The following is a 26,099-nucleotide window of genomic DNA, read 5'->3' on the forward strand; positions in this document are numbered from 1 at the left end:
CTTCATGCGCGGCGCGCAGCGTTTCAGCTGCAACGGAAATAGGCTGATTCCCCCGCGATATTTGCGGGTCGCGGCATGACTGGCATATACGCGACGATGGATGCGCGCGAAACGATGGGCGCGTGGATCGCGGCGTGGAGCCGTCGTCGCGGAAAAGTGGCCTGATGCCTCAGGACGAGGTCATCCGGTCCCAGAACGACTTGACCCCGTCGAGGAAGGTGGCCGAACGCGGCGAATGCCGGCGGCCCTCTTCGCCGGTGAAGGTGGCCTCGAACTTCTCCAGCAGCTCGCGCTGCTCGGCAGTGAGGTTGACCGGAGTCTCCACCACCACCCGGCAGTACAGGTCGCCCGGGGTGCGGCTGCGCACCGACTTGACGCCCTTGCCGCGCAGGCGGAACACCTTGCCGCCCTGGGTCTCGGCCGGGATGCGGATCTCGGCCTCGCCGTCGAGCGTGGGCACGCTGACCGAGTCGCCGAGCGCGGCCTGGGAGATGCGGATCGGCACGTCGCAGTGCAGGTCGTCGCCGTCGCGGCGGAAGATCGCGTGCTCGCGCACCCGCACTTCCACGTACAGGTCGCCCGGCGGGGTACCCGGCGGACCGGCCTCGCCCTCGCCGGTCAGGCGGATGCGGTCGCCGCTGTCCACCCCGGCGGGGATCTTCACCGACAGGACCTTCTCGTCCTCGATCCGGCCGGCGCCGTGGCACTCCTTGCAGGGATTGCGGATCGCCTGGCCGCGGCCGCCGCATTCCGGGCAGGCCTGCTGCATGGTGAAGATGCCGCGCTGGAAACGCACCTGGCCGCGGCCGTGGCAAGTGCCGCAGGTCTCGACCTTGCCGTCCTCCGAGCCGCTGCCCTTGCAGTGGCCGCACTCGGACAGGGTCGGGATCTCGATCCGCTTGTCGACCCCGGCGACCGCCTCCTCCAGGTCCAGCTCCATCACGTAGCCGATGTCGGCGCCGCGGCGCGCGGCACGGCCACCGCCGGCGGCACCGCCGAAGATCGTGCCGAAGATGTCGCCGAAGATGTCGCCCATGTCCGGGGCCGGGCCGCCGCCACCGCCCATGCCGTGCTCGAACGCGGCATGGCCGTGGGCGTCGTAGGCACGGCGCTTGCCCGGATCGGACAGCACCTCGTAGGCCTCCTTGCACTCCTTGAACGCGGCCTCGGCCGCGGCGTCGCCCGGATTGCGGTCCGGGTGGTGCTTCATCGCGCAGCGGCGATAGGCCTTCTTCAGCTCGTCGTCGCCGGCGTTGCGGGCAACGCCCAGCACTTCGTAGTAGTCGCGCTTGCTCATCGGTCGTTCCGGGCGTGCCGCTGGCCGCCTTGCCGGGCCGGGCGGCCCGTTTCATGGGACAGCCCGCGCCGCCGCCTTGCGGGGCGGCGCGGGCTGCGGTCGGGGCGCCGGTGGCGGCGCCCTGCCAGTTCTAGCGGCTTACTTCTTGTCGTCCTTGACCTCGGTGAACTCGGCGTCGACCACGTCGTCCTGGGCGCCGGCGCCCGGGGACGGGCCGGCACCGGCGTCGCCGCCCGGCTGCTGGCCGGCCGCGGCCGCCGCGTACAGCGACTGCCCGGCCTCCTCCAGCGCCTTGGCCTTGGCCTCGATCTGGGCCTTGTCGTCGCCCTTGAGCGCGGTTTCCAGGTCGGCGATGGCGCCTTCCACCCGGCCGATCACGTCGCCCGGCACCTTCTCGCCGTGCTCGGTGATCGCGCCGCGGGTCGCGTGGATCAGGCCGTCGGCCTGGTTGCGGGCCTGGACCAGGTCATGGAACTTCTTGTCCTCCTCGCGGTGGGCCTCGGCGTCGGCCACCATCCGCGCGATCTCCTCCTCGGACAGGCCCGAGCCGGCCTTGATCTCGACCTTCTGCTCCTTGCCGGTCTTCTTGTCCTTGGCGGTGACGTGGACGATGCCGTTGGCGTCGATGTCGAAGCTCACCTCCACCTGCGGCAGGCCGCGCGGGGCCGGCTCGATCCCGGTCAGGTCGAACTTGGCCAGCGACTTGTTGAAGCGGGCCTGCTCGCGCTCGCCCTGGAGCACGTGCACGGTCACCGCGGACTGGTTGTCCTCGGCGGTGGAGAACACCTGCGAGGCCTTGGTCGGCACCGTGGTGTTCTTCTCGATGATCTTGGTCATCACCCCGCCCAGGGTCTCGATGCCCAGGCTCAGCGGGGTCACGTCCAGCAGCAGCACGTCCTTGACGTCGCCGGCCAGCACCCCGCCCTGCACCGCCGCGCCCAGGGCCACGGCCTCGTCCGGGTTGACGTCCTTGCGCGGCTCCTTGCCGAAGAACTCGGCCACCGCCGCCTGCACCTTGGGCATGCGGGTCTGCCCGCCGACCAGGATCACCTCGCCGATGTCGCTGGCGCGCAGGCCGGCATCCTTCAGCGCGATCCGGCACGGCTCGATGGTCTTCTTCACCAGGTCGTCCACCAGCGCTTCGAGCTTGGCCCGGGTCAGCTTGATGGTCAGGTGCTTCGGGCCCGACGCGTCGGCGGTGATGTACGGCAGGTTGACCTCGGTCTGCTGCGCGCTGGACAGCTCGATCTTGGCGCGCTCGGCCGCGTCCTTCAGGCGCTGCAGGGCCAGCGGGTCCTTGCGCAGGTCGATGCCCTGGTCCTTCTGGAACTCCTCGACCAGGTAGTCGATCACGCGCGCGTCGAAGTCCTCGCCGCCCAGGAAGGTGTCGCCGTTGGTGGCCAGCACCTCGAACTGCTTCTCGCCGTCGACCGAGGCGATCTCGATGATCGACACGTCGAAGGTGCCGCCGCCCAGGTCGTACACGACGATCTTGCGGTCGCCGCCGTTCTTGTCCAGGCCGTAGGCCAGGGCCGCGGCGGTGGGCTCGTTGATGATGCGCTTGACGTCCAGGCCGGCGATCCGGCCGGCGTCCTTGGTCGCCTGGCGCTGGCTGTCGTTGAAGTAGGCCGGGACGGTGATCACCGCCTCGGTCACGCTCTCGCCGAGGAAGGCCTCGGCGGTCTTCTTCATCTTCTCCAGGACCTTGGCCGAGATCTCCTGCGGGGCCATCTTGCGGCCCTCGGAGGTGACCACCCAGGCGTCGCCGTTGTCGTGGGCGGCGATCGCGTACGGCACCAGGCCCAGGTCCTTCTGCACCTCGGCGTCGGTGAACTTGCGGCCGATCAGGCGCTTGACCGCGTAGAAGGTGTTCTTCGGGTTGGTCACCGCCTGGCGCTTGGCCGGCGCGCCGACCAGGACCTCGCCGTCCTTGGTGTAGGCGACGATCGAGGGCGTGGTGCGGTCGCCCTCGGCGTTCTCGATCACGCGGGCCTTGCCGCCGTCCATGATCGCCACGCAGGAATTGGTGGTGCCCAGGTCGATGCCGATGATCTTGCTCATAGTGTGGGTGCTCCCTCGGGAATGTGGTGGGCCGCTGACGGCCGGCCTTGATCGCTAGATAGGGGTGCGCGGGCGCCGTTCAAGAGGGCGTCTCAGCGCTGAAGAGAAGGATTCAGTCCTGGCGCGCGACCACGACCAGGGCCGGGCGCAGCAGCCGCTCATTCAGCAGGTAGCCCTTCTGGAACACCTGCAGCACGGTGCCCGGCGCGGCCTGGCCCGGGTCGGCCTGGCTGATGGCCTGGTGGTGATCGGGATTGAACGGCTGGCCGGCCGGATCGACCACGGCCAGGCCGTTGTCGGCGGCGACCTTGAGCAGCTGGCGGTAGGTCAGTTCCATGCCTTCCTTGAGCGGGCCGCTCTGCTCGACCGCGGCGGCCAGGCCGGCGTCGAGGCTGTCGAACACCGGCAGCAGTTCGCCCAGCAGGCGCTCGTTGGCGAACTTGCGGGCCTGCTCGACGTCGCGGGCCACGCGCTTGCGCTGGTTCTCCAGGTCGGCGCGCTCGCGCAGGGAATCCATCCGCAGCTGCTCGATCTCCGAATGCAGGGCGGCGATCTCGTCGCGCAGCTGCGCCTCGAGGCTGGCCTCGGCGGACTCGTGGGCGTGGGATGGGGTCTCGTTCTGGGTCATGCGAATCGGCTCCGTGGCGGCGCTCCCGGCCGCCCATCACGGCCCAATGGGGGCCGGACCGGGCCTATTCAAGGGCGGTCACGGCATCGGGCCGCCGGGCCGGCGGCGCGCCTCAGGGTCCGGTGCGCTCGCCCGGCGGCTGCAACGCCGCGCCGAGCACGTCGGCCGCGGCCTGGACCACCGGGATCACCCGGTCGTAGGCCATCCGGCTGGGGCCGATCACCCCCAGCACCCCCAGCACCTGGCCGCCGGCGCCGTACGGGGCGGTGACCAGGGACATGCCCTCCAGCGGCGCCAGCCCGGTCTCCTCGCCGATGAAGATCCGCACCCCGGGCGCGCGCTGGGTGCGTTCGAGCAGCTGCAGGATCTCGCGCTTGCGGGCGAAGGCCTCGAACAGCTCGCGCAGCCGCTCCACGTCGGACAGGTCCTGCAGGCCCATCAGCCGGGTCTGCCCGGCCAGGACCATGTCGTCGCCGGGCGGCTCCAGCGCCTGCTCGGCCAGCTCCACCGACTGCGCCAGCAGCTGCTCCATCTCGTCGCGGGCCTGGCGCAGCTCGTGCAGCAGGGTGGCCCGGATCTGCGCCAGCGGGCGGCCGGCGCAGTGGGTGTTGAGGTAGTTGGCGACCTTCTCCAGCTCGGCCGGCTCGAACGCCCTTTGCGGTTCGACCACCCGGTTCTGGACCTCGCCGTCGGCGAACACCACGATCGCCAGCACCCGGCGCCCGCCCAGCGGCACGAAGTCGATCTGGCGGAAGGCGAACTGGCCGCGCCGCGGCGCCCCGACCACGCCGACGAAGTGGGTCATCGCCGACAGCAGCTCGGAGGCGTTGCCCAGCAGGGCCTGGGTGCCGGCGCCGGCGGTCAGCTCGGCGCGCAGGCGGGCGACCTCGCGCTCGCCCAGCGAGCGCACCTGCAGCAGGCTGTCGACGAACACCCGGTAGCCCTGCGCGGTCGGTACCCGCCCAGCCGAGGTGTGCGGCGAGCTGAGCAGGCCGACCTCCTCCAGCTCGGCCAGGATGTTGCGGATCGTGGCCGGGCTGACGTCCAGACCCGAATGCCGGGCCAGGGTCTGCGAGCCGACCGGCTCGCCGTCGTGGATGTAGCGGCCGATCAGGGTGCGCAGCAGCTGGCGGGCGCGGGGGTCCAGCGGGACGGTCGGCGGCGGCGTGGCGGGCGCGGTCATGGCGAATAGATAGCGGCCGGCCGGCCGCGCCGCAAGCGGGGCTCCTTCCCTACCCCGTCGCGCGGCGTGCGACTACGGCCCCGCAGCATCCATGCGTGCCACCGCCCCCTACAATACCGGCCATGCTGACCCATCTCGCCCTCAAGGATTTCGCCGTCGTCCGCGCCACCGAGCTGGAGTTCGGCCCCGGCATGACCGTGATCTCCGGCGAGACCGGCGCCGGCAAGTCCTTGCTGGTCGATGCCCTGGGCTTCCTTTCCGGCCTGCGCGCCGACAGCGGCGTGGTCCGCCACGGCAGCGAGCGGGCCGAGCTGTCGGCCGACTTCGACCTGTCCGGCAACCCACCCGCCCGCGCCTGGCTGGCCGGCAACGAGCTGGACGAGGACGACGGCCAGTGCCAGCTGCGCCGGGTGATCCGCGCCGACGGCGGCTCCCGCGCCTGGATCAACGGCCGCCCGGTGACCCTGGCTCAGCTGACGGAACTGGCCGGGCTGCTGGTGGAGATCCACGGCCAGCACGAGCACCAGTCCCTGCTTTCCCGCCCCAGCCAGCTGGCCCTGCTCGACGCCCACGCTCGTAACGAGCCGCAACGCGACGCGGTGCGCACCGCCGCGGCGGCCTGGCAGGCCCTGCTGGCCGAGCGCGAGCGGCTGCTGGCCCAGGGCGACGTCTCCGACCGGATCGGCTGGCTGGAACACCAGCTGGGCGAGCTGGAGAAGGAAGACCTCGACCCGGCCGCGCTGGAGGCCCTGGACGCCGCCCACCGCCGCCAGGCCAATGCCGCCGGCCTGATCGCCGCCTGCGACGAGGCCGTGGCCCGGCTCGGCGGCGAGGACGGCCCCTCGCTGGACCGCCTGCTGCAGCAGGCCCGCGCCGGCCTGGCCCGGGCCGCCGAGCACGAGCCGCGCCTGGCCGAGGCCGACGGCCTGCTGGAAGGCGCCAGCCTGCAGGTCGCCGAGGCCCTGGCCCTGGTCGGCCGGATCCGCGACGATCTGGAACTGGACCCGGACCGCTTCGAGGAACTGGAACGCCGCCTGGGCCGGGTCCACGACCTGGCCCGCAAGCACCGCCTGGCCCCGGCCGAACTGGCCGGCCACCGCGACGGCATCGCCGCCGAGCTGGAAACCCTGCGCAGCGCCGGCGAGCGCCTGGACCGGCTGGATGGCGAACTCGCCGCCGCCACCACCTCCTGGCGCGAAGCCGCGGCGGCCCTGACCGCCAGCCGCCAGGCCGCCGGCCAGGCCCTGGCCGAGGCGACCACGGTGCTGATCGCCGAACTGGGCATGGGCGGCGGCCGCTTCCTGGTCGAGCTGGAACCGCACGAGCAGGAACGCCCCGATCCCAACGGCGCCGAGCGGGTGGAGTTCATGGTCGCGGCCAACGCCGGCCAGCCGCCGCGGCCTTTGCGCAAGGTCGCCTCCGGCGGCGAACTGTCGCGCATCTCGCTGGCCATCGAGGTCGCCGCGCTCGGCTCGGACGCGGTGCCGACCATGGTCTTCGACGAGGTGGACTCGGGCATCGGCGGCGCGGTGGCGCAGATCGTCGGCCGCAAGCTGCGCGCGCTCGGCCGCGCCCGCCAGGTGCTGTGCGTGACCCACCTGCCGCAGGTCGCCGCCCAGGGCCACGCCCACTACCGGGTCAGCAAGGCCCCGGTGGACGGCATGACCCGCAGCGAGGTCGCGCGCCTGGACGCGCGCGCGCGCGAGGAGGAGTTGGCGCGCATGCTCGGCGGCGTGGAAGTGGGCCCGGAGGCGCATGCGGCCGCGCGCCGGCTGCTCGAGGAAGCGGTGCAGGCGGACGTCCCGGCATCGCCGCGTCCGTCCAGGAAACAGGCCGCCGCCGGCGCGGCCTGAGGGCGTCGCGGGCGTCTCAGCGCCCGCGCTTCTTGCGCACGTACAGCACCAGCGAGTGCTCTTCCAGCTCGTAGCCGTGCTTGGCCGCGATCTCGCGCTGCAGCTTCTCGATCTCCGCGCTCTCGAACTCGATGATCTTGCCGGTGTCCACGTCGACCATGTGGTCGTGGTGGCCGCCACGGTCCAGTTCGTACATCGCCTGGCCGCCCTCGAAGTTGTGCTTGATCACCAGGCCGGCGGCCTCGAACTGGGTCAGCACCCGGTACACCGTGGCCAGGCCGATCTCGTCGCCCTTGTCGAGCAGGCGGCGGTAGATGTCCTCGGCGGTGAGGTGGTGCTGGGGTTGCTTCTCTTCCAGCAGCTCGAGGATGCGCATGCGCGGGTGGGTGACCTTCAGGCCGACGCGGCGCAGATCGTTCGACTCCATGGCATCTCCTCCATTCACTGCCGGTTTACCGCCAGCCGCCCGGGTCGGCTGCGCAGGCGCGCCGGGAGTGTATCATCGGCCCAACTTCGTCCCGCGTGCCCGCAATGCCCAGCTTCCGCCTGCTGCTGATCGCTCCCCTTTCGCTCGCCCTCGCCGGCTGCGGCATCCTCTACAAGCAGCCGATCTACCAGGGCAACCTGATGGAGAAGGAAGCGGTCGACCAGCTGCGCCCGGGCCTGAGCAAGCAACAGGTCGCCGGCCTGCTCGGCACGCCCTCGATCGCCGACCCGTTCCACGCCCAGCGCTGGGACTACTCGGCCAGTCAGCGCACCAACCGCCGCGGCGACGTCGAGATCAAGACCCTGACCCTGCACTTCGAGAACGACAGCCTGGCCCGCTGGGAAGGCGACTACTTCCCGGAACAGGACGAACAGCTGGCCCGCAACTCGCTGCGCCAGTTCGGCCCGAACCTGGTCAAGGAAAAGGACAAGCGCGGCGGCCGCTGAGGCTCAGCGCCGTCCCCCATCGCCGGCGGCCGCACGCCGCCGCCGCGCCTCCTTCGGATCGGCCTGCAATGGCCTGAGCAGTTCCACCCGGTCGCCGTCGTGCAGCCGGGTGCCCGCGTCGGCGGCCACGCCGAACACCGCGTAGCCGGCCACCTCCGCCTCGTGGCCCAGCCCGGCCAGGCGCACCGCCTCGCCCACCGTCGCGCCCTCGCCCAGTTCCAGCGTCCGCAGCTCGAAGCGGTGCGGCCAGGCGATCACCACCTGCACCCGGATGCTCATCCGCCGCGGTCGGCCACGCGCACGAAGTCGTCGACCATGCGGTCGGCCAGGCCCTGGAAGCCGAGCGCGAACACCGGCGCCAGCAGCCGCGAGGACGGCTCGAAGTCCAGGGTCAGGGTGACCTTGCAGGCGTCCTCGTCCAGCGCATGGAACTGCCAGAGCCCGTGCAGGCGCTTGAACGGCCCATCGCGCAGCTGCATGTCGATCCGGTGCGGGCGCTCGAGCAGGTTCTCGGTGGTGAACCAGGTGCGCAAAGAGCCCAGCCCCAGGTCCAGCCGCGCCAGCATCCGGCCCTCGTCCTGCTCCAGCACCTGGGCCTGCTCGCACCAGGAAAAGCGCCGCGGATAGGCGGCCACGTCGTTGACCAGGTCGAACATGCGGGCGGCCGAATGGCCGACCAGGGCACTGCGCTGGATGCTGGGCATTGATGCTGCGGAACGTCTGCGGACGCCCGAATTGGGCGACAATGGCGGGATGAGCAAGAAGCCGCCCCATGATAAGGCAAAGGCGAAAGCCAAGGCCGAACCGGCCAACCGCACCATCGCCCTGAACAAGCGCGCGCGCCACGAATACCACCTGGTCGAGCGCTTCGAGGCCGGCCTGGCCCTGCAGGGCTGGGAGGTCAAGTCGATCCGCGCCGGCCGCGCCAACCTCACCGACGGCTACGCCTACGTCCAGGACGGCGAGATCTACCTGATCGGCGCCCAGATCACCCCGCTGATCCAGGCCTCCACCCACGTCGTGGCCAACGACCGCCGCACCCGCAAGCTTCTGCTGCACCGGCACGAGATCGACAAGCTGATCGGCGGCGTCCAGCGCGACGGCTACACCCTGGTGCCCACGGCGATGTACTGGAGCAGGAACAAGGTCAAGCTCGAGATCGCCCTGGCCAAGGGCAAGCAGGAGCACGACAAGCGCGACACCGCCAAGGAGCGCGACTGGCAGCGCGAGAAGCAGCGGGCGATGCGCCGGCACAACAAGGACGCTTGAGCGGTCCGTTCGGCGCAAAAGAAAAGGCCCGGGGAAACCCGGGCCTTCGCATTGGTGGAGGTGGGCGGAGTTGAACCGCCGTCCGAAGGTACTCCATCTCCGGCACTACATGCTTAGCTCACCGTTGGTTCTCGTCCCTTGGCAGCACGGCGTGCTAAGCGCACCTCGGGACACGCCTGTTGAGTCTTGACCGGCGGCTGACAGGTAACCACCGCCGGAGCATCCCGTGATAATGACCCTACATCCACGAGCACGAGCACAAGTGGGTTCGGGGCTACGCCTTAAGCGGCGAGAGCGTAGTTGTCGTCGTTGGCAACTATGAGTTTGCCGCTGGATTAACGAGGAAAGCTGCCCCCTCGGCATGCGCCAGTCGATTTCGCAACCCCCGTCGAAACCAGGACACCCCCGGAAACTGCGGGCGAGGATCATCGCCAGACGGAAGCCAGTGTAGGGACGCGCCCTGGCCGCTTCAAGCCGCGTCCGCCGCGGCCCGCCCTCCCGTTCATCTGCCGCGGCGGCGCATACACGGGCTCCACGCCGGCGCCGGCAGCATCGGCCGCCAAGCCCACCACACCGCAGGAGCCGCAGATGTCCTTCGTCCTCTACCTAGCCGGCGTGGTCCTGCTGGCCTGCGGCCTGGCCTACGGCGCGCACCTGGCCGGGCTGGGACCGCAGTGGATCACCGTCGGGGTGGTGGTGGTCCTCGGCCTGGGCATCATCACCGCGGTGTCGCGGACCCGCAGCAAGGACCCGCCGGCCTGAGCCACTCCGCAGGGGCCTCCGCAGCCGGTATCGCACCGGCGAGCCACCGTCGGCTTTGCATCCCGCGCCTCCGCGCCGGTACCCTTGCGCGCATGCGCCGCCTGCGTGCCCTCGCACTGACCACACCCCTGCGCCTGCTGGTCGCGCTGCTGGTGCTGGGCCTGCTCGTGCGTCCGGTGCTCAGCGCGGTCGGCGAAGTGCACGAACTGGACCATGAAGGCGCGGCCAGCCACGCCCATGCGCCGGCCGCGGACGGACCGGCCGATGCCGGGCGCGCCGGCGACGGACACGCCGATGGCCCCGAACGCGGCGCCGCCGGCCTGCTGCATACCCTGCTGCACTTCGCCCATTGCTGCGGCCAGGTCCCGGCCCTGCCGAGCATGTCGTACGCGCCGGCGCTGGCCTGGACCACCGGAGTCGCACCCCTGCCCGCCGATCGCGGCCTGTTGCCCTCGGCCCCGGTCCTGAGCCCGTTCCGTCCCCCGATCTCCGCCTGACGACTCGCGGCCCGCGGCCGCCTTTCCTTTCGTCAAACCGGAGATTCCCGAATGTTCCTGCGATCCGCGGCGCGTGCCGCGCTGGTCGCGGCGTTGGCGTGGGCCCTGCCCGCGCACGCCGGCGACCGCCTCACCCTGGACGACGCCTTCGCCCGCGTCGCCCGCACCCATCCGGAGCTGCGCCTGTTCGGCCCGCGCAGCGACGAGCGCCTGGCCGAACTGGAGCAGGCTGCGCTGCGCCCGCCGCTGCGCGCCGGCCTGGAACTGGAGAACGCCTTGGGCAGCGGCGCCCTGCGCGGGGTCGACGGCGCCGAGCTGACCCTGTCGCTGGCCGGCGTGTTCGAGCGCGGCGGCAAGCTCGACGCGCGCCGCACCCTGGCCCAGCACCGGATCGATGCCCTGGCCAGCGAACGCGAGGCCGAGCGCCTGGACCTGCTGGCCGAGACCGCGCGCCGCTACCTGGCCGTGGCCGCGGCCGACGCCCGCATCGGCCTGGCCCGCGAGGACATCGCCCAGCGCCAGCGCACCGTCGGCGCCGCGCGCCAGCGGCTGCAGGCCGGCGCCTCGCCCGAGTCGGTGCTGCTGACCGCGCAGGCCGCCCTGGCCCGCGCCGAACTGGACGAAGCGCGCGCGGTGCAGGCCCGCGACGCAGCCCGTCAGCACCTGGCGGCCCTGTGGGGCGAACGCGCGCCGGACTTCGAGCTGGCCGACGCCGCCTTGCTGGAATTGCCGGAAATCGAGCCGGCGCCGCGGCTGGCCGCCTTGCTCGACGCCACCCCGGAGCTGGCCCGGTTCACCGATGCCCGGCGCATCGCCGAAGCCCGCCTGCAGCTGGCGCGCACTGCCGCCGCACCCGACCTGGACTGGCAGCTGGGCGTGCGCCGCCTGCAGGACGGTGGCGACACCGCGCTGGTCGCCGGCCTGTCCTGGCCCCTGGGCGGCGCGCGGCGCGCGCGCCCGGAGATCCGCGCGGCGGAGGCCGGCCTGGCCGCGCTGGAGATCGAACGCGAAGCCGGCGGCATCGCCTTGTACGCGACCCTGGTCGAGGCCCATGGCCGCTACGCCGGCGCACGCCTGGAAGTCCGGCGCCTGGGCGAGGACGTGTTGCCACGCCTGGCCCGCGCCGCCGACGCGGCCGCGCGCGCCTGGGGCGCCGGCGCCGCCAGCTACCTGGAATCGGCGCAGCTGCAAAGCGAGTACACCGCCGCACGCCAGCGTCGGCTCGAAGCCGCGCTGGAAGCCCACCGCGCCCTGATCGAACTGCAGCGCCTCACCGGCCAGCCGCTGCTGGCCGTCGGCCACGCGCCCGCACAAGGACCGACCCCATGATTACGTTCCGCCTCTTCCCCACCCCGGCCGCGACCGCGGCGCTGCTGGCCCTCCTCCTGGCCGGCTGTGGCGGAAACGCCGGTTCCGATGCCGGCCATGACGACCACGCCCCCGCCGCCAGCGGCCATGCCCACGACGGCGAGACCGACGGGAGCGACACGCACGACACGCACGGCGAGAGCGACGACGACCACGCACACGACCAGGCCGGCGATCGCACCACCATCCCCGCCGACGTCGCCGAGGCCTCCGGCATCCGCGTGGCCGCCGCCGGCCCGGGCACCATCGCGGACGAGCACGAGGTCCAGGGCCTGCTGACTCCGGTCGAGGGCCGCCTCGCCCACGTCGCCGCACGCTTCCCCGGCCCGGTGCGGCAGCTGCTGGCCAACGTCGGCGACCCGGTCCGCGCCGGCCAGGTCCTGGCCCGGGTGGAGAGCAACCAGAGCCTGACCGAGTACGCGGTCACCGCGCCGATCTCCGGGGTGGTCCTGGCGCGCAATGCCACGCCTGGCGCGATCGCCAGCGAGTCCATGCCGCTGTTCGAGATCGCCGACCTGTCCACGCTGTGGGTGGACCTGCACGTGTTCGGCGCGGACATGGACCACATCCGGCCCGGCGCCCCGGTCACCGTCACCCGGCTGGGCGATGGCGTCAGCACCGCCACCACCCTGGAGCGGGTGCTGCCCGGCACCGCCACCGCCAGCCAGAGCACCGTGGCCCGGGCCACGATCCGCAACGAGGACGGGCTGTGGCGCCCGGGATCGGCGGTCAGGGCGCGGATCACCGTGGCCCGGCAGCCGGCGCCGCTGGTGGTGCCGCTGGGCGCCCTGCAGACCCTGGAAGGACGCGAGGTGGCGTTCGTGCGCGAGGGCGAGGACTACGTCGCCCACCCGCTGGAACTGGGCCGGCGCGACGCGCAGCAGGTCCAGGTGCTGTCCGGGCTGGAGCCGGGCGACCTGGTGGTGGTCGAGCAGAGCTACCTGATCAAGGCCGACATCGGCAAGGCGGGGGCCGCGCATGAGCACTGACCCCATCGCCGCCTGGCCCGCCCCCACCCCGCCGCGCGGGGCGCTGGAACGGATCCTGCGCCTGGCCATCGCCCACCGCTGGCTGATGCTGGCGCTGACCCTGGCGCTGGTCGCGGTCGGCGGCTGGAGCTTCCGCCAGCTGCCGATCGACGTCACCCCGGACATCACCAACGTCCAGGTGCAGGTCAGTACCGCTGCGCCCGGTTACTCGCCGCTGGAGGCCGAGCAAAGGATCACCTTCCCGCTGGAGACCGCGCTGGCCGGCCTGCCCGGGCTGGACCACACCCGCTCGCTCTCACGCTACGGCCTGTCGCAGGTGACGGTGGTGTTCGACGACGGTACCGACCTGTACTTCGCCCGCCAGCAGGTGGCCGAGCGCATCGCCCAGGCCCGCGCCCAGCTGCCGCCGGAACTGGAACCGGAGATGGGGCCGATCGCCACCGGCATGGGCGAGATCTTCATGTACACCGTGCAGGCCGCGCCCGACGCGCGCAAGGCCGACGGCACGCCCTACACCGCCACCGACCTGCGCACCCTGCAGGACTGGGTGATCCGGCCGCAGCTGCGCCGGGTGCCCGGGGTGACCGAGGTCAACACCCAGGGCGGCTACGCCCGCCAGGTCCACATCACGCCGGACCCGGCGCGGCTGGTGGCGCTGGGCTTCACCTTCGACGACGTGGCCGCGGCGGTGGCGGCCAACAACCGCAATGTCGGCGCCGGCTACATCGAGCGCAACGGCCAGGAATTCCTGGTCCGCGCGCCCGGCCAGGTCGGCGGCCTGGACGACCTGCGCCAGGTGGTGCTGGACCGCCGCGACGGGGTGCCGATCCGGGTCGGCGACGTGGCCCAGGTCGGCGAAGGCCTGGAACTGCGCACCGGCGCGGCCACCCTGGACGGTGGGGAGGTGGTGCTAGGCACGGTGTTCATGCTGGCTGGCGCCAACAGCCGGCAGGTGGCACAGGCCGCCGCCGCGCGCCTGGCCGAGGCCAACCGCAGCCTGCCGGCGGGCGTGAGCGCCACCGCCGTCTACGACCGCACCGCCCTGGTCGACCGCACCATCCGCACCGTGGCCACCAACCTGGTCGAAGGCGCCCTGCTGGTGGTCGTGGTCCTGTTCGCCCTGCTCGGCAACTTCCGCGCCGCGCTGATCACCGCTGCGGTGATCCCGCTGGCGATGCTGTTCACCCTGGCCGGCATGGTCCGCGGCGGCGTGTCCGGCAACCTAATGAGCCTGGGCGCGCTGGACTTCGGCCTGATCGTGGACGGGGCGGTGATCATCATCGAGAACTGCCTGCGCCGCTTCGGCCAGCTGCAGCACGCGCTGGGCCGGGTGCTGGACGAGGAGGAGCGCCTGGACGCCACCGCGTCGGCCAGCGCCGAGGTGATTCGCCCCAGCCTGTTCGGCCTGGGCATCATCGCCGCGGTGTACCTGCCGGTATTCGCCCTCACCGGGGTGGAAGGACGGATGTTCCACCCGATGGCGATCACCGTGGTCCTGGCCCTGACCGGGGCGATGCTGCTGTCGCTGACCTTCGTGCCGGCGGCGATCGCCCTGTTCCTGCGCGGCCGGGTGGAGGAGAAGGACACCCGGCCGATGCAGTGGGCGCGACGCGGCTACCGCCCCGTGCTCGATCGGGCCCTGCGCCGGCGCACGCCGGTGCTGGCCGGCGCGGCCGTGCTGGTGGCCGCCTGCGGCCTGCTGGCCACGCGCCTGGGCAGCGAGTTCGTGCCCAGCCTGGACGAGGGCGACATCACCGTGCACGCGATGCGCATCCCCGGCACCAGCCTGGGTCAGGCGGTGGCGATGCAGGCCAGCCTGGAGAAGACCTTCGCCGCCTTCCCCGAGGTGGACCACGTGTTCAGCAAGATCGGCACCGGCGAGGTGGCCAGCGACCCGATGCCGCCCTCGGTCACCGACACCTTCCTGATCCTGCATCCGCGCGCGCGCTGGCCGGACCCGCGCAAACCCAAGGCCGCGCTGCTGGAAGAACTCGAAGCCGCCGCCCGGCGCCTGCCCGGCAACAACTACGAGTTCACCCAGCCGATCCAGATGCGGATGAACGAGCTGATCTCCGGCGTGCGCGCCGACGTGGCGGTCAAGGTCTACGGCGACGACCTGGAGACGCTGGCGCAGGTCGGCCGCCGGATCGAGGCGCTGGCCCGCACCCTGGACGGCGCTGCGGACGTGCGCATGGAACAGGCCGACGGCCTGCCGATGCTCACCGTGGTCCCCGACCGCGGCGCCCTCACCCGCTACGGCCTCAACCCCGGCGACGTCCAGGATCTGGTGGCGACGGCGGTCGGCGGCCGGGTCGCGGGGCAGCTGTTCGAGGGCGACCGCCGCTTCGACATCGTCGTGCGCCTGCCCGAGGCCCTGCGCCAGGATCCGGCCGCGCTGGCCGACCTGCCGGTGCCCCTGCCCGCCGGCGCCCATGCGGACGAGTCGGTGCGCGCAGCGTCCTGGACCAGCGGCGCGCCCACCACGGTGCCTTTGCGCGAGGTGGCGCGGATCGAGACCGTGCTCGGCCCCAACCAGGTCAACCGCGAGAACGGCAAGCGCCGGGTGGTGGTGACCGCCAACGTGCGCGGCCGCGACCTGGGCGGCTTCGTCGCCGAGCTGCAAAGGCGCGTGACCGCGGACGTGGCCCTGCCGGCCGGCTACTGGGTCGACTACGGCGGCACCTTCGAGCAGCTGATCTCGGCCGGCCGGCGCCTGGCGGTGGTGGTGCCGGTGACCCTGCTGCTGATCCTGGCGCTGCTGTACTGGGCGTTCGGCTCGGCGCGCGACGCCGCCATCGTCTTCACCGGGGTGCCGCTGGCGCTGACCGGCGGCGTGGTCGCGCTGGCCCTGCGCGGGATCCCGCTGTCGATCTCGGCCGGGGTGGGCTTCATCGCCCTGTCCGGGGTGGCGGTGCTCAACGGCCTGGTGATGATCGGCGCGATCCGGCGGCTTCGCGCCGAAGGCCAGGCGCTGGAGCCGGCGGTGCGCGAAGGCGCGCTGGGCCGGCTGCGGCCGGTGCTGATGACCGCGCTGGTGGCCTCGCTGGGCTTCCTGCCGATGGCGCTGAACGTGGGTCCCGGCTCGGAGGTGCAGAGACCGCTGGCCACGGTGGTGATCGGCGGGATCGTCTCCTCGACCTTGCTGACCCTGGTGGTGCTGCCGGTCCTGTACCGCTGGCTGCACGGACGGCGGCACGCGCCGGCGGCCGGATAACACCGTCGCGACGTCGCTGTCGCCATGCGTTCACGGCGCCGGCGCTGGAATGGGACGCTCCACCAACAGGAGCGTCCCCATGGCCCGTTGCGACGTGTGCGGCAACGACTACGACAAGGCCTTCCAGGTCGTCCAGGCCGACGGCAGCCGCGGCACCTACGATTCGTTCGAGTGCGCGATCCATGCGCTGGCGCCGGCCTGCGAGCACTGCGGCTGCCGGATCGTCGGCCACGGCGCCGAGCACGACGGCCGCTTCTTCTGCTGCGCGCACTGCGCCGGGCATGCGGGCGTGCAAGGGATCGAGGACCGGGTCTGAGCGCCACCGACGCTACTTCGGCGGCGCCCCGGCGTCGGCCGGCTTGCGCGACTCGAACCAGCGCAGGACCGTCAGCACCGCCAGGGTCAGCACGGTGATCGCCGCGGCCAGCAGATGGTACCGGAAGCCGACGGTGATGCCGATCGCCGCCACCGCCAGCAGCGAGGCGGCGGTGGTGATGCCTTCCACCCCGCGCCCGCCGCGGCGGGCGAAGATGGTGCCGGCGCCGATGAACGAGATCCCGGCCACCACCGCCTCGACCAGGCGCAAAGGATCGATCTGCAGGCCGCGGCCGGCGTAGTGCCCGTCCTCCAGCACCATCCGGCTCAGGCCCAGCAGCAGGGCCGCGGTGCCGGCCACCAGCATGTGGGTGCGGAAGCCGGCCGGGCGGTCCTTCAGTTCGCGCTCGAAGCCGATCGCGCCGCCCAGCGCCATCGCGTACAGCACCCCGGGCAGTATCCGCAGCTCTTCGATCCAGTCCATGCGCGCACGATGGCCGCGGCGCCGCCGATGCGCCGTGAAGACCCCGGCCGGCACGGCGTCGCCGGCCGGGACGTCGGGGCCGCGCGCTCAGCGCCGCGCCGGCAGCTCCGCCGCGGCGATGCCGCCGCCGGTGCCGGTCCCGGCCCCGCCCAGCGCCTTGTACACCGCCACCGCGGCGATGTTCACCGCCGCCTCGGCCTCGGCCAGGGCATCGTCGGCGGCCAGCTGGTTGCGCTGGGCGTCGAGCAGGACCAGGAAGTCGGACGCGCCCTCGCGGTAGCCGACCGCGGCCAGGCGCTCGGCCTCGGTCGCGGCCTGCGCTTGCGCAATGACTATTGCCAGCCGTTCCTGCCGGCGGGCGTAGCCCTGCAGCGAGTTCTCCGCGTCCTCCAGCGCCAGCAGCACCGCCTGCTCGTACTGGATCGCCGCGCCGTCGGCGCCGGCCTCGGCCGCGCGCAGGCGCGCGCGCACGCTGCCCAGGTCGAACGCGGCCCAGCCGATCGACGGCGCCACCGACCAGGCTTCGTTGCGCCCGGCCACCAGCGCGGAGAAGTCGCCGGACAGGAAACCGGCGAAACCGCGGATGCTGATCCGCGGGAACAGGTCCGCGGTGGCCACCCCGACCCGGGCGGTGGCGCCGGCCAGGCGGCGCTCGGCCGCGCGCACGTCGGGGCGGTTGCGCAGCAGCTCGCGGGTATCGCCCAAAGGCAGGGCGCGGGCATACGCCGGCGCCTCGCGCGGAACCAGCTGCGCGTCCAGCGCGCCCGGCTGCAGGCCGAGCAGGACCGCCAGCCGGTAGCGCGCGGCGGCCTCCTCGGCGCGCAGCAGGGGAATCTGCGCCTCGATCGCCTTCAGCCGCGCCTGGCTGCTGTAGACGTCCAGCGCGCTGCCGGCGCCGAGGTCCTGGCGGGTCTCGGTCAGGCGCTGGGTCTGGCCGAGGTTGGCCAGGGTGCGTTCGGCCACCGCGATCCGCTTCTGGGTGCCGCGCAGCAGGAAGTAGTGGCGCGCGACCTCGGCGGCCACGCTCACCTGCACGTCCTCCAGCCCTTCCTGCTCGGCCTGCAGGTCGGCACGCGCGGCCTCGGCGCCGCGGCGCAGGCGGCCGAACAGGTCCAGCTCCCAGGCCGCGTCGAAGCCCAGGCTCCAGCTCTCGTCGATGCCGCCGCCGGCCGCGTCCGGGGCGCGGCTGCGCTCGCCGTCGGCGGCGGCGGTCACGTGCGGCCACGGATCCAGCCGGCGCTCGCCGAACACCGCCCGCGCCGCCCGCACCCGGGTCATGGCCAGGCGCAGGTCGGCGTTGGCCAGCAGGGCGTCGGTGACCAGCCGGTCCAGCACCGGATCGTCGAACTGCCGCCACCACTGCGCCACCGGCGAGTCGGCAATGGTGCCGGGCGCCTGCGCGTTGCGCAGTTCCACCGGCGCCGGCGCGGCGGCGCGATAGTCCGGGCCGACCGCGCAGGCCGACAGCAGGGCCGCGGCCAGGGCCACGGAAAGCGGACGGATCACCATGGCAGCACCTGGTCGAAGTAGTAGTAGCCGCCGGTCGGCCCGTCGTTGCCGATCAGCGCGAGCCGCACGCTGGTGCGCGCGCCTTCCGGCACGGACAGCTCGCCATTCTGCTGGTCGCCGGACTTGTTCATGTCGGTCTGCACGTAGCCCGGGTGGATGGTGTTGACCTTGATCCCGGTGTCCTTCAGCTCGTGTGCCAGGTGCACGGTCCATGCGTTCACCGCGCTTTTGGAGACGTTGTAGGCCGGCACGCCCTTGAACTCGTAGATGAAGGACGCCGGGTTCTGGTGCTCGGAGATCGAGCCCAGCAGGCTGGACACGTTGACGATGCGGCCGGCCTCCGACCTGCGCAGCAGCGGCAGGAAGGCCTGGGTGGTCTCGATCAGGCCGAAGACGTTGGTGTCGAACGTGGTGCGCCAGGTCTGCAAAGACTGGCCCGACACGCCCTTGCCGGCGTCGTCGACGAGGATGCCCGCGTTGTTGACCAGGATGTCGAGCCTGCCGTGGCGCTGCTCGACCTCCCTGGCGGCCGCCGCAATGCTGGCCGGATCGGTGACGTCCAGCGCGATGGCCTCGACCGGCAGGCCCTGCGACTGCAGGTTGAGCGCGGCTTCCACCGCCTTGTCGCGGTTGCGGCCGGCCAGGAGCGTATGCACACCGGCTTCGGCGAGCTGGCGCACGGTCTCGCGGCCGATGCCGCGGGTGGCGCCGGTGACCAGGGCGATCTTCTGTGATGCGTTCATTGGGTTCGATTCCTCTTGCGGGACGAAGGTCGTGGGATCAGGCGTGCAGCGAGGCCGGGTCGGCCGCCGGCGCATGCGAGACCAGGGGACGGTTGGCCAGCTTGCGCAGGGCCACGTAGAACACGGGGGTCAGGAACAGGCCGAACAGGGTCACGCCGAGCATGCCGGCGAACACGGTGATGCCGGTGACCGAGCGCACCTCAGCGCCGGCGCCGGTGGACAGCACCAGCGGCACGGTGCCGGCGATGAACGCCACCGAGGTCATCACGATCGGGCGCAGGCGCAGGCGGCAGGCTTCCAGCGCCGACTCGACGATGCCCTTGCCCTGCAGCTCCAGCTCGCGGGCGAATTCCACGATCAGGATCGCGTTCTTGCAGGCCAGGCCCATCAGCACCACCAGCCCGACCTGGACGAACACGTTGTTGTCGCCGCCGGTCGCCCACACGCCCAGCAGGGCCGACAGCAGGGTCATCGGCACGATCAGGATCACCGCCAAAGGCAGGGTCCAGCTCTCGTACAGCGCGGCCAGGACCAGGAAGGCCAGCAGCACCGCCAGCGGGAACACCACCAGCGCGGCCCGGCCCTGGGTCGCCTGCTGGAAGCTCAGGTCGCTCCAGTCGATGCCCATGCCCGGCGGCAAAACCTGCTGCGCCAGTTCGGTGACCCTGGCCATCGCCTCGCCCGAGGACAGCACCCGCGGATCGGCGTCGCCGAGCAGGTCGGCGGCCGGGTAGCCGTTGAAGCGGATCACCGGGTCGGGGCCGTAGGTCTGGCGGATCTGCACCATCGAGCCGACCGGCACCATCTCCCCGGCGGCGTTGCGGGTGCGCAGGTTGGCGATGTCGGTGACCTCGTCGCGGAACGGCGCGTCGGCCTGTGCGATCACCTGCCAGGTGCGGCCGAACAGGTTGAAGTCGTTGACGTAGGCCGAGCCCAGGTAGGTCTGCAGGGTCTCGAACAGCCCGGTCAACGGCACGCCCTGGACCTTGGCCTTGACCCGGTCCACCTCGGCGTCCAGCTGCGGCACGTTGGCCTGGTAGCTGGAGATCGGGAAGCCCATGCCCGGTACCTGCGAGGCCGCGCCCTGGAAGGCCTGGACCGCGTTCTGCAGCTCGCCGTAGCCCAGCCGGGTGCGGTCCTCGACGAACAGCGACCAGCCCGAGCCATTGCCCAGGCCCTGGATCGCCGGCGGCATGAAGGCGAAGGTGAAGCCCTCCTCGATCGCCGAGAAGCGGGCGTTGAGCTCGGCGGTGATCGCCTCGGCGCTGGCGGTGCGCTCGCCGAACGGGGCCAGGGTGAAGAACACCACGCCGTTGTTCGGGGTGTTGGTGAACTGCAGCGGGTTCAGGCCCGGGAACGCGACCTCGTGGTCCACGCCCTCCACTTCCATGGCGATCGCCGCCATCTTCTTCAGCACCGCGTCGGTGCGCTCGATCGAGGCGCCCTCGGGCATCTTCACCCCGGCGATCACGTACAGCTTGTCCTGCACCGGGATGAAGCCGGCCGGCACCGCCTTGAACATCACCCCGGCGCCGACCAGCAGCAGGGCGTAGACCGCGAACACCGCGCCGCGGCGGCCGAGGATCCGGCCCACCGAGGTCTCGTAACGCTGCGAGCTGCGGCGGAAGAAGCGGTTGAACGGGCCGAACACCCAGCCGAACAGGCGCTCGATGCCGCGGCTCAGGCGGTCCTTCGGCGCACCGTGCGGCTGCAGCAGCTTGGCCGCCAAAGCCGGCGACAGGGTCAGCGAGTTGACCGCCGAGATCACCGTGGAGATGGCGATGGTCACCGCGAACTGCTGGTAGAACTGGCCGGTGACCCCGGTCAGGAACGCCATCGGTACGAACACCGCGCACAGCACGAGCGCGATCGCGATGATCGGCCCGCTGACCTCGCCCATCGCCAGGTGCGCCGCCTGCAGCGGGCTGGCGCCGGCCTCGATGTGGCGCTCCACGTTCTCCACCACCACGATCGCGTCGTCGACCACGATCCCGATCGCCAGGACCAGGCCGAACAGGGTCAGGGTGTTGATCGAATAGCCCAGCAGGTACAGCACCGCGAAGGTGCCCACCACCGACACCGGCACCGCCAGCAGAGGGATGATCGAGGCGCGCCAGGTCTGCAGGAACAGGATCACCACCAGTACCACCAGCAGGGTCGCCTCCAGCAGGGTGCTGATCACCGACTTGATCGAGTCGCGCACGAAGATGGTGGTGTCGTAGATCGACTGGATCTCCACCCCCGGCGGCAGGGTCTGGCGGATCTGCGCCATCTTGCCGACCACCGCGTCGCGGATCTCCAGGGCGTTGGCGCCCGGGGCCTGGAAGATGCCGATCGCCGCGGCGTTCTTGCCGTCCAGGCGCGCGCGCAGGGTGTAGTCGCCGGCGGCCAGCTCGATCCGGGCCACGTCGGCCAGGCGCACGACCTGGCCGTCGGCGCCGCTCTTGAGCACGATCCCGCCGAACTCCTCGACCGACTCCAGCCGGCCCTTGGCGTTGATCGGCAAAAGGAAGTCGCTGCCGGTGGGCATGGGCTCGGCGCCGAGCTGGCCTGCCGAGACCTGCACGTTCTGCTCGCGCACCGCGGCCAGCACGTCGCCGGCGGTCAGGCCGCGGGCGGCGACCTTGTCCGGGTCCAGCCACAGCCGCATGGCGTAGTCTCCGCCGCCGAACAGCTGGGCGTCGCCGACGCCGGGGATCCGCGCCAGCTCGTCCTTGACGTGCAGGCGCATGTAGTTGCGCAGGTACAGCGAGTCGTAGCGGCCGTCCTTGGAGGTCAGGTGGACCACCATCAGGAACACCGGCGACTGCTTCTGGGTTGTCACGCCCTGGCGGCGCACGTCCTCGGGCAGGCGCGCCTGGGCCTGGGCGACCCGGTTCTGCACCCGCACCGCGGCCTCGTCCGGGTCGGTGCCCGGGCGGAAGGTCACGGTCAGCTGCAGCACGCCGTCGGAGCCGGCCACCGACTTGAGGTACATCATGTCCTCGACGCCGTTGATCGCCTCCTCCAGCGGGGTGGCCACGGTCTCGGAGATGACCTTGGGATTGGCGCCGGGATAGACCGTGCGCACCACCACCGAGGGCGGCACCACGTCGGGATACTCGCCGACCGGCAGCAGGGGGATCGCGATCAGGCCGGCGGCGAAGATCACGATCGACAGCACCGCGGCGAAGATCGGCCGGTCGATGAAGAAGCGGGAGAAGTCCATGGGAATGTCCTGGATTTCGGGAAAGGAAGGACCCGCCCTCGCCCGTGCTGACCGGGAGAGGGAGAGGAGGAGGACGGGCCGGGAGCTTGGCGCCGCGCGTCCTGCGCGGCGCCGGGTTCAGTTCATCGGTGCATCGACGGGCTCATCGCGCGGCGACCGCGGCCGGAGCGGCTTCGGCGGCGCCCATGGCCACCGCGCGCGCCTGCACCGGCATGCCCGGGAAGAACACCTTCTGCACGCCGCTGACGATCACCTTGTCGCCGGCGGCCAGGCCCTGCTCGACCACCCGCAGCGACTGCGGGCCGGCCGGCCCTGCGGTCTCGACCAGGCGGCCGGGGACGATGTCGCGGCGCTGGGCCTTGCCCTCCTTGTCGACCACGAACACGTACTTGCGGTCCTGGTCGGTGAGCACGGCCTTGTCGTCCACCAGGGCGGCCTTGAAACGGCCGCTGCCCGGCAGCCGCACCCGCGCGTACAGGCCGGGGGTGAAGCGACGGTCGGCGTTGTCGAGCACCGCGCGGGCGCGGATGGTGCCGGTGCCGCGGTCGACCTGGTTGTCGAGGAAGTCGACCGTGCCGGCGTGCGGGAAGCCGCCCTCGTCGGCCAGCGCCACCTCCACCGGCAGGCGGCCGTCGCGCTCGCTGGCGCGCGCGCCGGTGCGGGCCAGCTCGGCGTAGCGCAGGAAGCTGCGCTCGTCGGCGTCGAAGTGGACGTGGACCTTGTCCAGCGAGACCACCGTGGTCAGCACGCTGGCCGCGTCGCCGGCCCCGACCAGGTTGCCGGTGGTGACCAGGGCGCGACCGGCGCGGCCGGCGATCGGCGCGCGCACCTGGGTCCATTCCAGGTCCAGGCGGGCTTGGTCGACCGCGGCCTGGGCCGCGGCCAGGTCGGCGCGGGCCTGGTCGGCGGCGGCGCGGCGCTGTTCGAAGGTCTCCACCGAGATCACCTTCTGCTCGGACAGGCGTCCGGCGCGCTCGGCCTCGCTGCGCGCCAGCCCGGCCTGGGCTCGGGCCCGGGCCAGCGCGGCCTCGGCCTGGGCCAGGGCGGCGCGGTAGCTGCGCGCGTCGATGGTGAACAACACATCGCCCTTGGCCACTTCCTGGCCCTCGCGGTAGTTCACCTTCTCGATGTAGCCGGACACGCGCGGGCGCAGGGCCACGCTCTCGACCGCCTCGATCCGGCCGCTGAACTCGTCCCACTGGCTGACCTCGCGCACCGGGACCTCGGCCACGCCGACCTGCGGCGGTGGCGGCATGCCTTCGCTGGCCTGGCCACTGCAGCCGGCCAGCACGGCCACGGCCAGGACGCTGGCGGCCAGCGGCGCCAGCAGGCGGCGCGGATGGGGGGATCGGATGGAATGCATGTTCATGGTAGGACCTCGTGGAAGCATTCGGAAAGGGGAAGGGAAAGCGGAAGCGAGGGGAAGGAATCTGTCGGGAGCGGACCGGCCAGTAGTGGGACCGGCGATGGCGATGTGGACGCGACCAGGACGCAGCTGACCACGCCGGCGTGACCGCGGGCTTTCATGCGGCCTGCCCGGCATCGTGGCCGGCCGGGTCGCGGCCGCAGGCGTCGCGCAGGGCATCGCCGTAATCCCAGGCCAGCATCCGCAAGGGCGGCGAAGCATCGCCGGGGCCGTACGGCACCACGCAGACCCCGCCGTCGCCCGCCTTGCCTTCGCGCGCCAGCAGGGACACCGCGGCACGGCCGACGCCCAGCACGCTCGGCCAGCCGGCGCAGGCGCGCGGCGCGTTCTCGGCGGTCCACACCGGGGCGTCGATCGACAGCATCTGCAGGCGCACGCCCAGGGCCGGCGCTTCCTCGTGCAGCACCTGGGCGAGCATCCGCGTGGCCGCGCCGGCGACCGAGGCATGGCCGTAGCCGGCCCAGCCGCAGCGCGCGTTCGGCCCGCCAACCAGCAGGTAGCGGCCGACCCGCGCCTGCGCCTGCAGCACCGGCAGCAGGTGGCGGGCGGCGGCCAGGTGCGGCAGCAGATCCTGGTCCAGGCTGCGGCGCAGGGTCGCGACCGGGCGATCGAGCAGGCGCGCGCTGCGGCGCGGGCCGGCAATGGCGTCCACCACCGCGCGCAGCGGCCGCGGCCTCCGCACGATCGCTTCGGCCAGGCGCGCCGCGCTGCGGTCGTCGGCGACCGAGCCGGCCAGGATCTCCAGGCCCGGCTCGTCGGCGTGCGCTTCGGCCAGTGCTTCCAGCTTCTGCTGGTCGCGGCCGACCGCCAGCACCGGGCTGCCGGCCTCGAGCAAGGCGGCGACCACGCCGCTGCCGACCCGGCCGCTGCCGCCCAGGACCAAGACCTCGGGGGCGAGCGTCCCGCTCACGGGATATTTCCTCCCGTGCACGGGATAATCCCGCCAGCGCAACCCTTTGCATGCGCCCGCGGCGCAGGCAGGGACACCCCGCCGCGCTGCAGCCGGCGCGGCACGGTGAACTCGCGGAAATGCCCGCGCGGCCTGCTTTCGCCGAGCCGCGGCAGGTGGAAGTCGTTGTCCTGGGAGGTCTCGCGAGCGCCCAGCAGGCGCCGCCAAAGTCCGATAATCGACACGGCCGGAATCCATCGAAGGGGAATGGGCGGCCACGTTACGCCCCGAATCCGGACTTGATTAGTCCCGATTAAAGGGAATAATCATCCCGCGACAGGGCCAATCCCCTCCGCCCTCCTCCCTCCAGGATCAGCTCCCATGCCACACGACCTCAACGACACCCTGGTCTTCGTCAAGGTGGTCGAACAGGGCAGCTTCATCGCCGCGGCCAAGTCGCTCGGCCTGCCCAAGACCACCGTCAGCCGCAAGGTGCAGGAGCTGGAGACGCGCCTGGGCGCGCAGCTGCTGCACCGGACCACCCGCCGCCTGGGCGTGACCGAGGCCGGCGGCGTCTACTACGAGCACTGCCAGCGCATCGCCCAGGAACTGGAGGAGGCCGAGAGCGCGGTCGGCCAGCTGCAGGGTGGCCCGCGCGGCTGGCTGCGCTTCACCGTGCCCTATTCGATCGGCATCTCGTGGATCTCGCCGCTGCTGGGCGAGTTCCATGCGCAGTACCCGGACCTGCGCCTGGACATGCACATGAGCAACGATCCGGTGGAGCTGATCGGCAGCGACTTCGACCTGGCCCTGCGCGTCGGCAACCTGCCCGACTCGACCCTGGTCGCGCGCCGCCTGGCCGGCTTCCGCACCCAGGTGTTCGCCAGCCCGCGCTACATCGAGCGCCACGGCGAGCCGCTGCATCCGGAGGAACTGCAACACCACCGCATCATCGCCGTACGCAAGCACTATCACGCCCATCCCAGCCGGATCACCTGGCCGCTCAGCGACGGCAGCCGCACGCTCGATTTCCCGATCAACCCGCTGATGGTGGCCAACGATCCCTCCGCCCTGATCGGCGCGGTTCTGTGCGGCGAAGGCCTGACCCTTGGCACCGACGTCGGCGCCAAGCCCTACGTCGAGGCCGGCGCCCTGCGCCGGGTACTGGCCGGCTGGACCGGGCCGGAGGTTGACCTGAGCGCGGTGTTCCCGCGCGGCCGGGTGATGTCGCCCAAGGTCCGCGCCTTCGTCGATTTCCTGGTCGAGCGGCTCAGCTCCAGCGCCGACTACATGATGGCGCACTGCCCCTCGTCGCTGTGCGGCGGCGTGCCGGACGGCGCCGCGGCGGACGCGGAAGCGGGCGCCGCCGGCGACGAGAGCACGCTGCGCGAAGGCAAGCGGATCCTGGAGCAGGTCGTGGCCTGAAGCGTTCCCTCCAGGGGCCGGAAAAAGAAGCGGGCCGCCTTCGCGG

At 72.2% G+C, this 26,099-nt stretch carries 22 protein-coding genes, 1 other RNA gene and 1 pseudogene; 10 read left to right on the forward strand and 14 right to left on the reverse strand.

The window, feature by feature from the left end:
• Window positions 1-169: 169 nt before the first annotated feature.
• The 4 genes and pseudogenes from dnaJ to hrcA all read right to left on the reverse strand — a co-directional run bounded on the left by dnaJ (window position 170) and on the right by hrcA (window position 5,169).
• Window positions 170-1,297, reverse strand: a complete 1,128-nt coding sequence (gene dnaJ / locus CSC62_RS09015) for a molecular chaperone DnaJ (RefSeq protein WP_162405856.1) — start codon at window positions 1,295-1,297, stop codon at window positions 170-172.
• Between the two features lie 138 nt (window positions 1,298-1,435).
• Window positions 1,436-3,364 (reverse strand): annotated as a pseudogene (gene dnaK, locus CSC62_RS09020) (molecular chaperone DnaK); the annotation flags it as partial.
• A 106-nt stretch (window positions 3,365-3,470) separates the two neighbouring features.
• Complete coding sequence (gene grpE / locus CSC62_RS09025; protein ID WP_162405858.1) at window positions 3,471-3,986, reverse strand: nucleotide exchange factor GrpE; 516 nt, start codon at window positions 3,984-3,986, stop codon at window positions 3,471-3,473.
• Between the two features lie 112 nt (window positions 3,987-4,098).
• Window positions 4,099-5,169: a heat-inducible transcriptional repressor HrcA gene (hrcA, locus tag CSC62_RS09030; RefSeq protein WP_162405859.1), complete on the reverse strand. Its 1,071-nt coding sequence runs from the start codon at window positions 5,167-5,169 to the stop codon at window positions 4,099-4,101.
• Between the two features lie 122 nt (window positions 5,170-5,291).
• Between hrcA and recN the strand changes: the two genes are divergently transcribed.
• Window positions 5,292-7,022 carry a DNA repair protein RecN gene (gene recN / locus CSC62_RS09035; protein ID WP_162405860.1) on the forward strand — a complete coding sequence of 577 codons (1,731 nt, stop codon included), beginning with the start codon at window positions 5,292-5,294 and terminating at the stop codon, window positions 7,020-7,022.
• A 16-nt stretch (window positions 7,023-7,038) separates the two neighbouring features.
• Here the strand turns inward: recN and fur are convergent, their stop codons facing one another.
• On the reverse strand, window positions 7,039-7,449 hold the full coding sequence (gene fur, locus CSC62_RS09040; protein ID WP_162405861.1) for a ferric iron uptake transcriptional regulator: 411 nt from the start codon (window positions 7,447-7,449) through the stop codon (window positions 7,039-7,041).
• Window positions 7,450-7,553: 104 nt separating this feature from the next.
• On the opposite strand from fur, the gene CSC62_RS09045 reads away from it, so the two are divergent.
• Complete coding sequence (locus CSC62_RS09045) at window positions 7,554-7,955, forward strand: outer membrane protein assembly factor BamE (RefSeq protein ID WP_162405862.1); 402 nt, start codon at window positions 7,554-7,556, stop codon at window positions 7,953-7,955.
• Between the two features lie 3 nt (window positions 7,956-7,958).
• Here CSC62_RS09045 and CSC62_RS09050 read toward each other — a convergent pair whose 3' ends face one another.
• Both CSC62_RS09050 and CSC62_RS09055 read right to left on the reverse strand, forming a co-directional pair.
• Window positions 7,959-8,234 (reverse strand): RnfH family protein, encoded by a 276-nt coding sequence (locus CSC62_RS09050; protein WP_162405863.1) that lies wholly within the window; start codon window positions 8,232-8,234, stop codon window positions 7,959-7,961.
• Window positions 8,231-8,659, reverse strand: coding sequence for a type II toxin-antitoxin system RatA family toxin (locus CSC62_RS09055; RefSeq protein WP_162405864.1), 429 nt, complete (start codon window positions 8,657-8,659; stop codon window positions 8,231-8,233). Before CSC62_RS09055 ends, CSC62_RS09050 begins: the two co-directional genes overlap by 4 nt.
• A 49-nt stretch (window positions 8,660-8,708) precedes the next feature.
• Here CSC62_RS09055 and smpB point away from each other — a divergent pair, with 49 nt between their 5' ends.
• Window positions 8,709-9,224 carry an SsrA-binding protein SmpB gene (smpB, locus tag CSC62_RS09060; protein WP_162405865.1) on the forward strand — a complete coding sequence of 172 codons (516 nt, stop codon included), beginning with the start codon at window positions 8,709-8,711 and terminating at the stop codon, window positions 9,222-9,224.
• A 52-nt stretch (window positions 9,225-9,276) separates the two neighbouring features.
• On the opposite strand, the gene ssrA is transcribed toward smpB, so the two are convergent.
• Window positions 9,277-9,631, reverse strand: a transfer-messenger RNA (tmRNA) gene (gene ssrA, locus CSC62_RS09065).
• 181 nt (window positions 9,632-9,812) lie between these two features.
• On the opposite strand from ssrA, the gene CSC62_RS17780 reads away from it, so the two are divergent.
• From CSC62_RS17780 to CSC62_RS09090, 6 genes are all read left to right on the forward strand, one after another.
• Entirely contained in the window at window positions 9,813-9,986 is a 174-nt protein-coding gene (locus CSC62_RS17780) for a hypothetical protein (RefSeq protein WP_170298362.1), read from the forward strand.
• 92 nt (window positions 9,987-10,078) lie between these two features.
• Entirely contained in the window at window positions 10,079-10,483 is a 405-nt protein-coding gene (locus tag CSC62_RS09070) for a hypothetical protein (RefSeq protein ID WP_162405866.1), read from the forward strand.
• A 51-nt stretch (window positions 10,484-10,534) separates the two neighbouring features.
• Complete coding sequence (locus CSC62_RS09075) at window positions 10,535-11,812, forward strand: TolC family protein (RefSeq protein WP_162405867.1); 1,278 nt, start codon at window positions 10,535-10,537, stop codon at window positions 11,810-11,812.
• Window positions 11,809-12,840: an efflux RND transporter periplasmic adaptor subunit gene (locus CSC62_RS09080; RefSeq protein ID WP_162405868.1), complete on the forward strand. Its 1,032-nt coding sequence runs from the start codon at window positions 11,809-11,811 to the stop codon at window positions 12,838-12,840. The genes CSC62_RS09075 and CSC62_RS09080 overlap by 4 nt, the downstream gene beginning before the upstream one ends.
• Window positions 12,830-16,054, forward strand: coding sequence for an efflux RND transporter permease subunit (locus CSC62_RS09085; RefSeq protein WP_162405869.1), 3,225 nt, complete (start codon window positions 12,830-12,832; stop codon window positions 16,052-16,054). The genes CSC62_RS09080 and CSC62_RS09085 overlap by 11 nt, the downstream gene beginning before the upstream one ends.
• 79 nt (window positions 16,055-16,133) lie before the next feature.
• Window positions 16,134-16,370: a hypothetical protein gene (locus CSC62_RS09090; RefSeq protein WP_162405870.1), complete on the forward strand. Its 237-nt coding sequence runs from the start codon at window positions 16,134-16,136 to the stop codon at window positions 16,368-16,370.
• A 12-nt stretch (window positions 16,371-16,382) separates the two neighbouring features.
• On the opposite strand, the gene CSC62_RS09095 is transcribed toward CSC62_RS09090, so the two are convergent.
• The 6 genes from CSC62_RS09095 to CSC62_RS09120 form a co-directional block, all read right to left on the reverse strand.
• Complete coding sequence (locus CSC62_RS09095) at window positions 16,383-16,853, reverse strand: MgtC/SapB family protein (protein WP_162405871.1); 471 nt, start codon at window positions 16,851-16,853, stop codon at window positions 16,383-16,385.
• Between the two features lie 87 nt (window positions 16,854-16,940).
• Window positions 16,941-18,362 carry an efflux transporter outer membrane subunit gene (locus CSC62_RS09100; protein WP_162405872.1) on the reverse strand — a complete coding sequence of 474 codons (1,422 nt, stop codon included), beginning with the start codon at window positions 18,360-18,362 and terminating at the stop codon, window positions 16,941-16,943.
• On the reverse strand, window positions 18,356-19,105 hold the full coding sequence (locus tag CSC62_RS09105) for an SDR family oxidoreductase (RefSeq protein ID WP_162405873.1): 750 nt from the start codon (window positions 19,103-19,105) through the stop codon (window positions 18,356-18,358). The genes CSC62_RS09100 and CSC62_RS09105 overlap by 7 nt, the downstream gene beginning before the upstream one ends.
• A gap of 37 nt (window positions 19,106-19,142) precedes the next feature.
• Complete coding sequence (locus tag CSC62_RS09110; protein WP_162405874.1) at window positions 19,143-22,313, reverse strand: efflux RND transporter permease subunit; 3,171 nt, start codon at window positions 22,311-22,313, stop codon at window positions 19,143-19,145.
• 142 nt (window positions 22,314-22,455) lie between these two features.
• Window positions 22,456-23,676, reverse strand: a complete 1,221-nt coding sequence (locus CSC62_RS09115) for an efflux RND transporter periplasmic adaptor subunit (protein ID WP_162405935.1) — start codon at window positions 23,674-23,676, stop codon at window positions 22,456-22,458.
• 160 nt (window positions 23,677-23,836) lie between these two features.
• Window positions 23,837-24,649, reverse strand: a complete 813-nt coding sequence (locus CSC62_RS09120; protein WP_162405875.1) for an SDR family NAD(P)-dependent oxidoreductase — start codon at window positions 24,647-24,649, stop codon at window positions 23,837-23,839.
• A 360-nt stretch (window positions 24,650-25,009) separates the two neighbouring features.
• Between CSC62_RS09120 and CSC62_RS09125 the strand changes: the two genes are divergently transcribed.
• Complete coding sequence (locus tag CSC62_RS09125; protein ID WP_162405876.1) at window positions 25,010-26,053, forward strand: LysR family transcriptional regulator; 1,044 nt, start codon at window positions 25,010-25,012, stop codon at window positions 26,051-26,053.
• The last annotated feature ends 46 nt before the right edge of the window (window positions 26,054-26,099 follow it).

The organism is Pseudoxanthomonas jiangsuensis (assembly GCF_010093185.1).
In the GTDB taxonomy this organism is placed as follows: Bacteria; Pseudomonadota; Gammaproteobacteria; order Xanthomonadales; family Xanthomonadaceae; genus Pseudoxanthomonas; species Pseudoxanthomonas jiangsuensis.

What these genes read in the sequence shown, in the direction of transcription:
- CSC62_RS17780 (WP_170298362.1), top strand. Translation starts at nt 9,813, where the DNA reads ATGTCCTTCGTCCTCTACCTAGCCGGCGTGGTCCTGCTGGCCTGCGGC.
- hrcA (WP_162405859.1), bottom strand. Translation starts at nt 5,169, where the DNA reads ATGACCGCGCCCGCCACGCCGCCGCCGACCGTCCCGCTGGACCCCCGC.
- CSC62_RS09100 (WP_162405872.1), bottom strand. Translation starts at nt 18,362, where the DNA reads ATGGTGATCCGTCCGCTTTCCGTGGCCCTGGCCGCGGCCCTGCTGTCG.
- recN (WP_162405860.1), top strand. Translation starts at nt 5,292, where the DNA reads ATGCTGACCCATCTCGCCCTCAAGGATTTCGCCGTCGTCCGCGCCACC.
- grpE (WP_162405858.1), bottom strand. Translation starts at nt 3,986, where the DNA reads ATGACCCAGAACGAGACCCCATCCCACGCCCACGAGTCCGCCGAGGCC.
- CSC62_RS09070 (WP_162405866.1), top strand. Translation starts at nt 10,079, where the DNA reads ATGCGCCGCCTGCGTGCCCTCGCACTGACCACACCCCTGCGCCTGCTG.
- dnaJ (WP_162405856.1), bottom strand. Translation starts at nt 1,297, where the DNA reads ATGAGCAAGCGCGACTACTACGAAGTGCTGGGCGTTGCCCGCAACGCC.
- CSC62_RS09125 (WP_162405876.1), top strand. Translation starts at nt 25,010, where the DNA reads ATGCCACACGACCTCAACGACACCCTGGTCTTCGTCAAGGTGGTCGAA.
- smpB (WP_162405865.1), top strand. Translation starts at nt 8,709, where the DNA reads ATGAGCAAGAAGCCGCCCCATGATAAGGCAAAGGCGAAAGCCAAGGCC.
- fur (WP_162405861.1), bottom strand. Translation starts at nt 7,449, where the DNA reads ATGGAGTCGAACGATCTGCGCCGCGTCGGCCTGAAGGTCACCCACCCG.
- CSC62_RS09085 (WP_162405869.1), top strand. Translation starts at nt 12,830, where the DNA reads ATGAGCACTGACCCCATCGCCGCCTGGCCCGCCCCCACCCCGCCGCGC.
- CSC62_RS09075 (WP_162405867.1), top strand. Translation starts at nt 10,535, where the DNA reads ATGTTCCTGCGATCCGCGGCGCGTGCCGCGCTGGTCGCGGCGTTGGCG.
- CSC62_RS09095 (WP_162405871.1), bottom strand. Translation starts at nt 16,853, where the DNA reads ATGGACTGGATCGAAGAGCTGCGGATACTGCCCGGGGTGCTGTACGCG.
- CSC62_RS09115 (WP_162405935.1), bottom strand. Translation starts at nt 23,676, where the DNA reads ATGCATTCCATCCGATCCCCCCATCCGCGCCGCCTGCTGGCGCCGCTG.
- CSC62_RS09050 (WP_162405863.1), bottom strand. Translation starts at nt 8,234, where the DNA reads ATGAGCATCCGGGTGCAGGTGGTGATCGCCTGGCCGCACCGCTTCGAG.
- CSC62_RS09110 (WP_162405874.1), bottom strand. Translation starts at nt 22,313, where the DNA reads ATGGACTTCTCCCGCTTCTTCATCGACCGGCCGATCTTCGCCGCGGTG.
- CSC62_RS09105 (WP_162405873.1), bottom strand. Translation starts at nt 19,105, where the DNA reads ATGAACGCATCACAGAAGATCGCCCTGGTCACCGGCGCCACCCGCGGC.
- CSC62_RS09090 (WP_162405870.1), top strand. Translation starts at nt 16,134, where the DNA reads ATGGCCCGTTGCGACGTGTGCGGCAACGACTACGACAAGGCCTTCCAG.
- CSC62_RS09055 (WP_162405864.1), bottom strand. Translation starts at nt 8,659, where the DNA reads ATGCCCAGCATCCAGCGCAGTGCCCTGGTCGGCCATTCGGCCGCCCGC.
- CSC62_RS09080 (WP_162405868.1), top strand. Translation starts at nt 11,809, where the DNA reads ATGATTACGTTCCGCCTCTTCCCCACCCCGGCCGCGACCGCGGCGCTG.
- CSC62_RS09045 (WP_162405862.1), top strand. Translation starts at nt 7,554, where the DNA reads ATGCCCAGCTTCCGCCTGCTGCTGATCGCTCCCCTTTCGCTCGCCCTC.